This window comes from Acidovorax sp. HMWF029 (genome assembly GCF_003060895.1).
Classification (GTDB): Bacteria; Pseudomonadota; Gammaproteobacteria; order Burkholderiales; family Burkholderiaceae_C; genus Acidovorax.
This window is the reverse complement of record NZ_QAIH01000184.1, coordinates 24024-35183: the sequence shown is the minus strand read 5'-3', so window position 1 is coordinate 35183 and position 11160 is coordinate 24024. Positions and strand designations below refer to the sequence as shown.

Genomic DNA, 11160 nt, shown 5'->3' with positions numbered 1-11160 from the left:
TGTGGGCCGCGGTTTACTCCAACGAGGTTTATCTGACGATATGAATGCCGGTGTGCTTTGCTTGCAGCTTGTCTCGCGTCAGATAAACGCTAATCGTTTTACGACTCCCCAATCATTTCGAGGAGGACGCGCATGGCGGTAAAGCAACTAGACGCTACTCACCAAAAATTCAGAGGGCACTTAGGCTCCGGGAAATGGACGCTCTGCGTCGGCGCTGGGTTGTCGCGTGGCATTGTTCCAACGTGGTTGGAGCTCACTCGTCGGCTGGTCAACGAAACCTTCGGAACCGGATTGAGCGAGGACGACTTCAAAAACATCGTCTCCGAAAGTGCGTGGAGCCTCGACAGTTGGATTCAGTCTTGTGCAAATCACTATCAGCTGACAGGAAGAGCCACCAGCGAGTTTTTTGATCTGATCGAAAAGCACCTCTACTCAGACCTGCGCACACGCGGTAGAAGCGCCGGGCTAGAAGGAATACTGGTCAACGTCTTAGATCGCCCAAGAAACGCATCACGCGAGGATGTAGCACGAGTCTGCGAGTTCTTTGAGCGCGAGTACGCAACCTCGTCCCTACTTGCTGTGGTTAGGGTTCTTCTTGATGCAGTCAAGCACGATCGACTGCCAGAGGCAATCGTTAGCTTCAACGCCGACACCCTCCTCCACACTCTTTTTGAGCTCTATCAGCGCAACGAACACTATCGAGACCCGCCGCCGCACTCTCATCCCAAGTACGTACTCAAGACTGTGCTTCGCCCCCTAGATTCCACCAAGGAGCGCGTACCCGTTTATCACTGCCACGGAGCAATCAAGCCCAAGCCTGCGGCGGGGGCGCTAGAACCAAGAGACTCACGAGACAGACTAGTTTTTCTAGAGAGCGAATACATCCGAGTTGCGACCGTTGCGTCGTCTTGGGCAGAGACTCTGTTCATGTTTCACGCTCAAACCACGAGCATGCTTTTCTTCGGCTTTTCCATGTCAGACCCCAACATGCGCAGATGGCTGGCCCTATCCAATCAAAGTGCACTTCAAGATCTCAATGCAATGACTGGCCTCAAGGAGATGACGCCTCATCACATCTGGCTCACTACAGAACCGGCTGCGTCGGGACTAATGACCCTTCGCGATGAAGCACTTGTGCATTTGGGCGTTAGACCAGGTTGGATGAAGGATTGGTCGCAAACCGAGGTCGCGATTCGAAACCTACTCGCGCTGTAGACAGAGCCGCATAAACCTTCCATCGAGAGGACTCGCCCAGGCAAGCCGTGTCGAGCCTCTCATGTCAAACGTTGAGCGTGCGCTTTCAGGCGCACCACTGGCCGCTTCTGGCCGAATTCTGCCCGATGCCTATGCAGCAGGGAACAGCGGGAGTTACCACGAAGAGAACCTCCGGTGTCACGGAGGGTGCTCGGTCGGCGGGTTCGGAGGCGGCAACGCCAACACATTGATTCGATTGGAAAAGTGGTGGCTCGTCAGGTGGGGCGGACGAAAGGTTCGGCGGTCAGTTCGGAAGCACCCAGGGGAGGCGCAGACGGAGCGCGAAAAATCGTTACAATTCTTAGGCTTGGGCGCAGCTACTCCGAAACTGGGCGTTGTCTTGAAAATCCTTGTGTCGGTGGTTCGATTCCGCCCCAGGCCACCATATAAAAAGCCCTTGATTTGAAAGAATCAAGGGCTTTTTCAATTTCTCGCATTGCAACCACGGTGTCCGTGATGGGCGAAGGCCTCTTGTGTCGCCCGTGATCAGGCAGATGTTGCCTTTGCTGCGCAGGCATGGCGGACGACTCGATCTGCCGCATGCCCGTTCTCCTTTCAGTCTCTCCCGCACGTCTCCCATGTCCCTTCTGCACGACACCACCCTCGGTATCGACTTTGGCACTTCCAATTCCGCCATGGCGGTACGACAAGGCGCGGGCCCAGCGCGGATGATTGCGCTGGAAGGGGCGGCGCACACGCTGCCGACGGCGCTGTTCTTCAATGGCGAGGACCACAGCACGCACTTTGGCCGCGATGCCGTGGGGCAGTACTTGGCGGGCACCGAGGGGCGCTTGATGCGTTCGCTCAAGAGCCTGTTGGGTAGCGCGTTGCTGCAGGACAAGACAGCCGTGCACAACAAGATGGTGAGTTACCAGGACATCATCAGCCTGTTCCTGCGCATGCTGGCGCAGAAGGCCCGCGACGAGCTGGGCGGCTTGCCCAGCCGTGTGGTGATGGGGCGCCCCGTGCATTTTGTGGATGGCGACGCCGAGCGCGACCAGCAGGCCGAAGACGCGTTGCGCCAGGCCGCGCTGGGGGCGGGGTTTGAGAACGTGTCGTTCCAGTTCGAGCCCATCGCAGCGGCGCTGGACTACGAGCAGCGCATCGCGCACGAGTCGCTGGTGCTGGTGGTGGACATTGGCGGGGGCACGTCCGACTTCACCGTGGTGCGCCTGGGCCCGGAGCGCATGGCCCGTGCCGACCGCAGCACTGATGTGCTGGCCACCGCGGGTGTGCACATCGGAGGCACGGATTTTGACCGCCGCCTGAGCCTGGACCTGCTCATGCCCTTGCTAGGTTTTCGCCACGTCGGGCCCACGGGGCGTGAGGTACCGAGCCGGGTGTTCTTTGATCTGTCCACCTGGCACCTGATCCAGTGGCTGTACGCGCCCCGGGCCTTGCGCGACGCGCAGAACCTGCGCACCGACTACGCCGATGCGCGCCTGCATGGGCGGCTGATGTGGGTGCTGAACGAGCGCCTGGGGCACCGCCTGGCCAACACGGTGGAGCAGGCCAAGATTGCGGCCTCGCTGTCGGATGCCGATGCGCCCATGCCGCTGGACTGGATCGAGCCCGACCTGGCGGCCGCAGTGACATCGCAAGGGCTGGCGCAGTTTCTGGAACAGCCGCTGGCGCAGGTGGTGGCCTGCGCGCAGGACTGTGTGCGCAGCGCCGGGCTGACCGGGCAGGGGCAGGGGCTGGAGGCGATTTACCTCACCGGGGGCTCATCGGCGCTGCGGCCGTTGCGTCAGGCGCTGAAGACCGCGTTCCCGGCCACGCCGCAGGTCGAGGGCGATCTGTTTGGTGGTGTGGCGGCGGGCCTGGCGGTGTCGGGCTGAGGCCCCAGAGGCGGGGCTTTGGCTGTGAGATCGTTGCCGGGGTGTTTGCTATCAAATGGATAGCTATTAAGGAATGATGGTCGCGCGGCGACGGCCATTTTGACTAAGATTTTTCACCGCTGCCACCGCTGCCACAGGTGGTGGGGTCAGTCTGCGGCGTCAGCGTCGGTGCCGTTCGATCCGTCGCGTTTCCACGCCAGGGCGGTGTCGTACAGCACGTTGCGCGACGCACCGGTGATGTCGGCTGCCAGGCGCACGGCGCTTTTCAGGGGCAGCTCGGCCAGCAGCAGGCGCAGCACCCGCAGGCTTTCGCCGTCGTTGCCCGCCACGGGCACGGGGTGCAGCAGCACCACGAATTCGCCGCGCGAGCGCTGGGGCGAGCCATCCAGCCAGGCAGACAGGGCCTGCGCGGGCTGGGTGGTGATTTCTTCAAACTGCTTGGTCAGCTCGCGCGCCAGCGTCACAGGGCGCGTGCCCAGCACGCCCAGGGCCTGGGCCAGCTCGCCGATGCGGTGGGGGGCCTCCAGCAGCACCACGCAGCGGGGCTCGGCGGCCAGCTGCTGCGCAATCACGCTGGCGCGTTCCGCATTCTTCACGGGCAGAAAACCGGCAAACACAAAGCCGCCATGCTCGGCGCTGTGGGCCACGGCACCGGCCGCACTGAGGGCCGTGGTGATGCTGCTGGCGCCGGGCAGGGGCAGGGCGCGCAGGCCAGCGGCGTGCACGGCTGCCACCAGGCGGGCGCCGGGGTCGCTCACGCCGGGGGTGCCCGCGTCGCTCACATAGGCCACCCGCTGGCCTTGCTGCAGCCGTTGCACCACGGCCTGTGCGGCCTCGGCCTCGTTGTGCTGGTGCACGGCCAGCAACTGGGCCGCGCCCTTGTCGATGCCATAGGCGCGCAGCAGGGACTGGGTGTGGCGCGTGTCTTCGCAGGCCACGGTGTCAGCCAGCTGCAGCACATGCAGCGCACGCAGGGTGATGTCGGCCAGGTTGCCGATGGGCGTGGCCACCACGTACAGCGCGCCCTCGGGATAATGCTGCGCAGCCGCTGCATCGCGTGCGGCGCCCAGGGCTGAAGCGAAAGAGGCGCTCAATGAAATTCCTTGAAAAAAGACAACCAGAAGGCGCACCGGGCCGGGTCGCCAAACCTGCGGCGACCACTGCAATCACCACAACACGTGACCGTGGCAATGCCGCCGAAGACCAGGCCTTGGCCCACCTGCAGGCGGCAGGCCTGCAACTGGTGGTGCGCAATTATCGGACGCCCGGACGCGGCGGTGGCGAGATTGATCTGGTGATGCGCGAGCGCGACGGCACACTGGTGTTTGTCGAAGTGCGCAGCCGTGCGGGCAGTGCATTTGGCGGCGCTGGGGCCAGCATCAGCGCCACCAAGCAGCAGCGCATCATTTTTGCCGCCCGGCACTATTTGCTGCGCCTGCCGTCGCCGCCCCCTTGCCGTTTTGACGTGGTGCTGGTCGAGGGGGCGGTGCAATGGCTCAAGGCGGCCTTTGACGCGCAGTGACGCTATCGGTTCCCCTTCGTCCGTTCAGGCGCCAAGGCAATGCCAGTGAGTACGGTTTGCTACAAAAGCTGTAACACGCGGCGGGTATCATCGGGGCCTCATGCTTGAGCAACGCATCCAACAGCATTTCATCGACAGCGCCGACCTGAAGTACCAGGCTGCGCAAGCCCTCAGCCACCCCATTGCTGCCGCCGTGCAGGCCGTGCTGGCCTGCGTGACCAGCGGCGGCAAGGTGCTGGCCTGCGGCAACGGCCCTTCGGCTGCCGAAGCGCAGCAGTTTGCCGCTTTTTGTGTGGCTGGTTTTGAACGCGAGCGACCCGAGCTGGCCGCCCTCGCACTGACCGCCGACAGCACCTTGCTCACGGCCGCAGCGGCGGCCAGCCAGGATGCGGCCCAGCAGTTTGCCCGCCAAGTGCGGGCGCTGGGCCAGGCAGGCGACGTGCTGCTGGCCTTGTCGGTCACCGGCAACGACGCCAACCTGCTGGCCGCCACCGAAGCCGCCCACGAGCGCGACATGACCGTGGTGGTGCTGACGGGCCGCACCGGCGGCAAGCTGGCCGCCTTGCTGCGCGAGACCGATGTGCTGATCAGCGTGCCCCACGACCGCGCGGCGCGCGTGCGTGAAGTCCATGCCCTGGCGCTGCACTGCCTGTGCGACGGCGTCGATGCCCAGTTACTTGGTGAACAGGAGATTCCGTAATGAACAACCCAACCCTGACCCGTACTCGCCATGCAGTCTGCACGGTGCTGGCCGCCGCTGCGCTGGCTGCAGGCCTGTCGGCCTGTGCCCCGCTGATCGTGGGTGGCGCCGTGGTAGGCGGCGTGATGGCCGTGGACCGCCGCACCACCGGCACCCAGATCGAAGATGAGGGCATCGAGTTGCGGGCGGCCAACCGCATCCGCGAGACCCTGGGCGACCGCGTCCACGTCAACGTGACCAGCTACAACCGCCAGGCACTGCTGACTGGCGAAGTACCCAATGCCCAGGACCGCCAGACCGTCGAGCAGATCGTCTCGCAGGTGGAGAACACCCGCTCGGTGGTCAATGACCTGGCCGTGGCGCCCAACAGCTCGCTGGGCCAGCGCTCCAACGACACGTTCATCACCGGCAAGGTGCGCGCCAGCCTGGTGGACGCGCAGGACATCTCGGCCAACTCCTTCAAGGTGGTGACCGAGCGCAACATCGTGTACCTGATGGGCCGCGTGTCACAGCGCGAAGCCAACCGCGCCACCGAGATCGCGCGCGGCGTGAGCGATGTGCGCAAGGTGGTGCGGGTGTTCGAGATCGTGTCGGAAGAAGAGCTGCGCCGCATCGCGCCCCAGCCTGCGCCGGTGACGACGGACACCCAGCCCGCTGGGGGCTGAGAGCGACTGCATCTGACATCTGATGTCAGGCTCAAAGTCCCGGGCTGCGTTGCGTGGTCCGGGATTTTTTCTTGGGCTCTACGCGTAGTGCGCTGCGTCAAAAAAACTGGCGCGGCCCAGCCCAGTGCCCCCGCGCAAGGGCTGCCCCGCCGCGCCGGGGGCGTCCCCCTTTGGGGGGATGGCGCGAAGCGCCTCAGGGGGGCTTCACTTCAACCGCTTGATCAGGCTCGACGTGTCCCAGCGGTTGCCGCCCATCTGCTGGACATCGGCATAGAACTGGTCCACCAGCGCAGTCACTGGCACGCGCGAGCCGTTGCGCTTGGCCTCGTCGAGCACCAGGCCCAAGTCCTTGCGCATCCAGTCCACGGCAAAGCCGAAGTCGAACTTGCCGTCCACCATGGTCTTGCCCCGGTTGTCCATCTGCCAGCTCTGGGCTGCGCCCTTGCCGATCACGTCCAGCACCTGCTTCATATCCAGCCCCGCGTTCTGGCCAAAGGCCACAGCTTCAGACAGGCCCTGCACCAGGCCCGCAATGCAGATCTGGTTGACCATTTTGGCCAACTGGCCCGAGCCGCTGTCGCCCAGCAGCGTGAAGGCGCGCGCAAACGCCATGGCCACGGGTTGGGCGGCATCAAAAGCGGCAGCATCGCCACCACACATCACCGTGAGCTGGCCGTTCTGCGCACCTGCCTGGCCGCCCGAGACGGGCGCATCGACGAACTGCAGGCACTGCGCCTTGGCAGCGGCATACAGCTCGCGCGCCACTTCGGCTGAGGCCGTGGTGTGGTCCACAAAAATGGCACCGGGCTGCATGCCTGCAAACGCACCATCGGCCCCCAGGGTCACCGAGCGCAGGTCGTTGTCATTGCCCACGCAGCAGAACACGATGTCGACACTCGCAGCCGCCTCGCGCGGCGTTGTAGCATGTTTTGGGGCCTTTGCGCCTGCGTACTCTGCGCACCATGCTACTGATTTAGTAGCGGTCCGGTTGTACACCGTCACTTCATGCCCGGCCAGGGCTAGGTGCCCGGCCATGGGGTAGCCCATCACCCCCAGGCCCAGGAAGGCGACCTTGCGGGAAGGGGTGGCGTCGTAGGTTCGGGGGTTGGTGCTTGGCATGTCAGTGATGGGTTTTAAGGGTTCGTGGAAATGAAAACCCGCCCAAGAGGGCGGGCGAAGCGGGAGTGACGGGGTGCCTGAAAGCCGGTGCGAGCCCCGGTCAAACAATCGCGAAGTGCTCGGTGCCCTGGGCCAGGTCGGGCGACTTGGCGCGCTGGCTGTTGAGCTTGATCTGCAGGCGCAGGTCATTGAGCGAGTCGGCGTTGCGCAGCGCGTCTTCGTAGCTGATCACGTTGGCCTCGTACAGGTCGAACAGCGCCTGGTCGAAGGTCTGCATGCCCAGGTTGCGGCTCTTTTTCATGATCTCCTTGATCTCGGAGACGTCGCCCTTGAAGATCAGGTCGGAGATCAGTGGTGTGTTGAGCATGATCTCCACTGCGGCTGCACGGCCCTTGCCGTCCTGCTTGGGGATCAGGCGCTGCGACACCATGGCCCGCAGATTGAGCGACAGGTCCATCAGCAGCTGCGCGCGGCGTTCCTCGGGGAAGAAGTTGATGATCCGGTCCAGCGCCTGGTTGGCGCTGTTGGCGTGCAGGGTGGCCAGGCACAAGTGGCCGGTTTCAGCAAAGGCCACGGCATGTTCCATAGTTTCGCGGTCGCGGATTTCGCCCATCAGGATCACGTCGGGCGCCTGGCGCAGCGTGTTCTTCAGCGCCGCTTCCCAGCTGTCGGTATCCAGGCCCACCTCGCGCTGCGTGACCACGCAGTTCTTGTGCGGGTGCACGAACTCCACCGGGTCTTCCACCGTGATGATGTGGCCGAACGAGTTCTCGTTGCGCCAGTCCACCATCGCAGCCAGCGTGGTGGACTTGCCCGAGCCCGTGGCACCCACCAGGATGCACAGGCCGCGCTTGGTCATCGTCACTTCCTTGAGCACCTGCGGCACGCCAAGGCCGTCAATGGTGGGCAACGTGAGCGGAATGGTCCGCAGCACCATGCCGACCTTGCCCTGCTGGATGAAGGCGTTGACGCGGAAGCGTCCGATGCCTGCAGGCGAGATGGCGAAGTTGCACTCCTTGGTGCGTTCGAAGTCGGCCACCTGCTTGTCGCTCATGATGGCGCGCGCCAGCGTGAGCGTGTGGGTGGGCGTGAGCGGCTGGGGCGACACCTTGGTCACCTTGCCATCGACCTTGATGGCGGGTGGAAACTCTGCCGTGATGAACAAGTCGCTGCCATTGCGGCTGACCATCAGCTTGAGCAGGTCGTTGATGAATTTACTGGCCTGATCGCGTTCCATCAGAATCTCTCCCGGGGGTGGTCGTCGTCTGTCGGACGCTCATGGGTCTGGGTCTTGGGTTGCTGCATCACCTGCATCACTTCTGGTTGTCGCTCAGGCGTGCACTCACTACGCGCAGGCGCAGCGACAGCTTGCGGGCCAGCAGCGCAATCAGGCTGGCGGCGAGCTGGGGGTCCTTGCTCATCATGTCGTCCATGGCCTCGGCAGATAGCACGGCGATCTCGCAGTCGGTGAGTGTGGTGCAGGCCGAAAAGCGGATGCCGCTGTCGAGCAGAGACATCTCGCCCAGGATGTCGCCGGGTCGCGTCTCGGCCAGGCGCAGCTGCTCACCCCAGGGCTGCACACGGTCCACCGCAATGGTGCCGGTGAGCAGCACCACCATGAAGTTGCCGTACTCATCCTGGCGGATCACGTCGCGGTTGGAGGGGATGGCCGCAAATTCGAAGAAGCGTTCCATGCGCTCCACGGCGTCCTTGTCCAGGTGCGCCATGTACTTGTCTTTGGCCCACAGGCCCTGCAGCAGCTTGCCGCCTCGGCTGGTGGGCAGGCGCTTGGCGCCCACCTCGACGGCGCGTGCCTCCCAGGGCACCAGCATCGAATCGTCCACGCCCTGGCCTGCAAAAGCGGTGGAGAACAACACGGAATCCGTGTGGTCGTCCCCCACCTTGCTGTTGCGGGTTTTCATTTTCAGAAGGCTCAGAATGCCTTTCATACAGTGCTCCGGTGTGCGGCGGGTCATGGCGCCGCAAGGTACATGGTGGCAGATCAGCCAGGGAAGTTTTCCGGGATCTTGGCCTTGGCGCGCGCCTCTGCGGGGCTGATGATGTTGCGCCGGACGAGGTCGGTCAGGTTCTGGTCCAGCGTCTGCATGCCCACACTGTTGCTGGTCTGGATGGTGGAGTACATCTGCGCCACCTTGGCTTCGCGGATCAGGTTGCGGATGGCGCTGGTGCCCAGCATGATCTCGTGCGCAGCCACACGGCCTGAGCCGTCCTTGGTCTTGCACAGCGTTTGCGAGATCACGGCCTGCAGCGATTCAGACAACATCGCGCGGACCATTTCCTTTTCTTCGGCGGGGAACACGTCGATGATCCGGTCGATGGTCTTGGCGGCACTCGACGTGTGCAGCGTACCAAACACCAAGTGACCAGTTTCTGCCGCCGTCATGGCCAGGCGGATGGTTTCCAGGTCACGCATTTCGCCCACCAGGATGGCGTCCGGGTCTTCACGCAGCGCGGATTTGAGCGCGGCCGCGAACGACAGCGTCATCGGCCCCACTTCGCGTTGGTTGATCAGGCATTTCTTGGATTCGTGCACGAACTCGATCGGGTCTTCCACCGTGAGGATGTGGCCGTACTCGGATTCGTTGAGGTAGTTGACCATGGCCGCCAACGTGGTGGATTTGCCGGAGCCCGTGGGTCCGGTCACCAGCACCAGGCCGCGCGGCTTCAAGGCCAGGTCGCCGAAGATCTTGGGCGCGTTGAGCTGTTCCAGCGTGAGGATCTTGCTCGGAATCGTACGGAACACGGCCGCCGCACCCCGGTTCTGGTTGAAGGCGTTGACGCGGAAGCGGGCGAGGCCTTCGATTTCAAACGAGAAGTCCACCTCCAGGAACTCTTCGTAAGTCTTGCGCTGGGAGTCGCTCATGATGTCGTACACCATGGCGTGCACCGTCTTGTGGTCCAGCGCATCGACATTGATACGCCGCACGTCGCCGTGGACCCGGATCATGGGCGGCAGGCCTGCGGAAAGGTGCAGGTCGGAGGCCTTGTTCTTGACGCTGAACGCGAGCAGTTGGGTAATGTCCACGGAGTCCCTCAATCGTTTGGTACGCTTATCAAACATTATGACCACGATTGCTAACAACCTCCAACAGGTTCTGGGCAGGATGGCGCTGGCGTGCACAGCCGCTGGACGCGATCCGGCCAGCGTCGGCCTGCTGGCCGTTTCCAAGACCTTTGGCGCTGACGCGGTGCTGGAGGCGGTGGCCGCTGGCCAGCGCGCTTTTGGCGAAAACTACATCCAGGAGGGGGTGGACAAGATCGCCGCGGTGCGTGCCGCCTTGCCCGATGCCGCACTGCAGTGGCACTGCATCGGCCCTGTCCAGAGCAACAAGACCCGTCCCGTGGCCGAGCACTTCGATTGGGTGCACACGGTGGACCGCCTCAAGATCGCCGAACGCCTGTCGGCCCAGCGCCCGGAACACCTTCCGCCGTTACATATATGTATCCAGGTCAACATCGACGGCGGCCCCACCAAGTCGGGCGTGGCGCCCGCCGATGCGATGGAGTTGGTGCGAGCTGTCGCAAACCTGCCACGGCTGGTGGTGCGGGGGCTCATGTGCATCCCCGATCATGCTCCTGAGTTTGAAGCGCAACTGGCAATCCACATGCGCGCAAAGGCACTTTTTGACCAAATTTCCGCGTTGAAGGAGCCGGGTCTTGCACAGTTCGACACCCTGTCCCTCGGCATGACGGCCGACCTGGAGGCCGCCATCCAGGCAGGCAGCACCCTGGTGCGCGTGGGCACCGGGGTGTTTGGTGGACGGACCTACCCCGCCGCTTGAGCGGGTTCAGCCTGGCAGCCTGAAGCTCGCCACGCAGTCCAGCGCTACCGTCACGTCCGCCTCGCTCACATCCAGGTGCGTCACCCAACGCAGTCGGGTGGCGCCGCCATACAGGCTGCTGGTCACACGCACGCCGTGCTGCGCCAACCAAGCGGTGAAGGCCGGGGCCACCTCCGTGTGCAGGTCAGTAAAGAGGATGTTGGTCTGCCACGGCAGCACGGTGATCTTGCCCTGCAGCGCTGGGTGGCTCCGGTTGGCT

At 63.7% G+C, this 11160-nt stretch carries 11 protein-coding genes and 1 pseudogene; 6 read left to right on the top strand and 6 right to left on the bottom strand.

The window, feature by feature from the left end:
• Window positions 1-132 precede the first annotated feature (132 nt).
• Both DBR12_RS12755 and DBR12_RS12750 read left to right on the top strand, forming a co-directional pair.
• A complete protein-coding gene (locus DBR12_RS12755; protein ID WP_108617586.1) occupies window positions 133-1215 on the top strand; it encodes an SIR2 family protein in 1083 nt (360 codons plus the stop codon).
• A gap of 617 nt (window positions 1216-1832) precedes the next feature.
• On the top strand, window positions 1833-3092 hold the full coding sequence (locus tag DBR12_RS12750; protein WP_108617585.1) for an Hsp70 family protein: 1260 nt from the start codon (window positions 1833-1835) through the stop codon (window positions 3090-3092).
• Between the two features lie 146 nt (window positions 3093-3238).
• Here the strand turns inward: DBR12_RS12750 and rsmI are convergent, their stop codons facing one another.
• Complete coding sequence (rsmI, locus tag DBR12_RS12745; RefSeq protein ID WP_108617584.1) at window positions 3239-4186, bottom strand: 16S rRNA (cytidine(1402)-2'-O)-methyltransferase; 948 nt, start codon at window positions 4184-4186, stop codon at window positions 3239-3241.
• Here rsmI and DBR12_RS12740 point away from each other — a divergent pair.
• The 3 genes from DBR12_RS12740 (at window position 4186) to DBR12_RS12730 (ending at window position 5979) form a co-directional block, all read left to right on the top strand.
• Window positions 4186-4614 (top strand): YraN family protein, encoded by a 429-nt coding sequence (locus tag DBR12_RS12740; protein ID WP_233244442.1) that lies wholly within the window; start codon window positions 4186-4188, stop codon window positions 4612-4614. The two genes, rsmI and DBR12_RS12740, sit on opposite strands and share 1 nt — an antisense overlap.
• 100 nt (window positions 4615-4714) lie before the next feature.
• Complete coding sequence (locus DBR12_RS12735; RefSeq protein ID WP_108617583.1) at window positions 4715-5314, top strand: SIS domain-containing protein; 600 nt, start codon at window positions 4715-4717, stop codon at window positions 5312-5314.
• The gene (locus DBR12_RS12730; protein WP_108617582.1) at window positions 5314-5979 is read left to right on the top strand and encodes a BON domain-containing protein; all 666 of its coding nucleotides are present in this window, start codon (window positions 5314-5316) and stop codon (window positions 5977-5979) included. The genes DBR12_RS12735 and DBR12_RS12730 overlap by 1 nt, the downstream gene beginning before the upstream one ends.
• A gap of 204 nt (window positions 5980-6183) precedes the next feature.
• Here DBR12_RS12730 and DBR12_RS12725 read toward each other — a convergent pair whose 3' ends face one another.
• The 4 genes from DBR12_RS12725 to DBR12_RS12710 form a co-directional block, all read right to left on the bottom strand.
• Window positions 6184-7098 carry an NAD(P)-dependent oxidoreductase gene (locus tag DBR12_RS12725; RefSeq protein ID WP_108617581.1) on the bottom strand — a complete coding sequence of 305 codons (915 nt, stop codon included), beginning with the start codon at window positions 7096-7098 and terminating at the stop codon, window positions 6184-6186.
• Window positions 7099-7198: 100 nt separating this feature from the next.
• Window positions 7199-8335, bottom strand: coding sequence for a PilT/PilU family type 4a pilus ATPase (locus DBR12_RS12720; protein WP_108617580.1), 1137 nt, complete (start codon window positions 8333-8335; stop codon window positions 7199-7201).
• Between the two features lie 76 nt (window positions 8336-8411).
• On the bottom strand, window positions 8412-9047 hold the full coding sequence (locus tag DBR12_RS12715; protein ID WP_108617579.1) for a cyclic nucleotide-binding domain-containing protein: 636 nt from the start codon (window positions 9045-9047) through the stop codon (window positions 8412-8414).
• 53 nt (window positions 9048-9100) lie between these two features.
• A complete protein-coding gene (locus DBR12_RS12710; RefSeq protein ID WP_094289314.1) occupies window positions 9101-10144 on the bottom strand; it encodes a type IV pilus twitching motility protein PilT in 1044 nt (347 codons plus the stop codon).
• A 37-nt stretch (window positions 10145-10181) separates the two neighbouring features.
• Between DBR12_RS12710 and DBR12_RS12705 the strand changes: the two genes are divergently transcribed.
• On the top strand, window positions 10182-10901 hold the full coding sequence (locus tag DBR12_RS12705) for a YggS family pyridoxal phosphate-dependent enzyme (protein WP_108617578.1): 720 nt from the start codon (window positions 10182-10184) through the stop codon (window positions 10899-10901).
• A gap of 6 nt (window positions 10902-10907) precedes the next feature.
• On the opposite strand, the pseudogene DBR12_RS22840 reads toward DBR12_RS12705, so the two are convergent.
• Window positions 10908-11160: pseudogene (locus DBR12_RS22840) on the bottom strand (low-specificity L-threonine aldolase); the annotation flags it as partial.

What these genes read in the sequence shown, in the direction of transcription:
- DBR12_RS12755 (WP_108617586.1), top strand. Translation starts at nt 133, where the DNA reads ATGGCGGTAAAGCAACTAGACGCTACTCACCAAAAATTCAGAGGGCAC.
- DBR12_RS12750 (WP_108617585.1), top strand. Translation starts at nt 1,833, where the DNA reads ATGTCCCTTCTGCACGACACCACCCTCGGTATCGACTTTGGCACTTCC.
- DBR12_RS12740 (WP_233244442.1), top strand. Translation starts at nt 4,186, where the DNA reads ATGAAATTCCTTGAAAAAAGACAACCAGAAGGCGCACCGGGCCGGGTC.
- DBR12_RS12735 (WP_108617583.1), top strand. Translation starts at nt 4,715, where the DNA reads ATGCTTGAGCAACGCATCCAACAGCATTTCATCGACAGCGCCGACCTG.
- DBR12_RS12730 (WP_108617582.1), top strand. Translation starts at nt 5,314, where the DNA reads ATGAACAACCCAACCCTGACCCGTACTCGCCATGCAGTCTGCACGGTG.
- DBR12_RS12725 (WP_108617581.1), bottom strand. Translation starts at nt 7,098, where the DNA reads ATGCCAAGCACCAACCCCCGAACCTACGACGCCACCCCTTCCCGCAAG.
- DBR12_RS12720 (WP_108617580.1), bottom strand. Translation starts at nt 8,335, where the DNA reads ATGGAACGCGATCAGGCCAGTAAATTCATCAACGACCTGCTCAAGCTG.
- DBR12_RS12715 (WP_108617579.1), bottom strand. Translation starts at nt 9,047, where the DNA reads ATGAAAGGCATTCTGAGCCTTCTGAAAATGAAAACCCGCAACAGCAAG.
- DBR12_RS12705 (WP_108617578.1), top strand. Translation starts at nt 10,182, where the DNA reads ATGACCACGATTGCTAACAACCTCCAACAGGTTCTGGGCAGGATGGCG.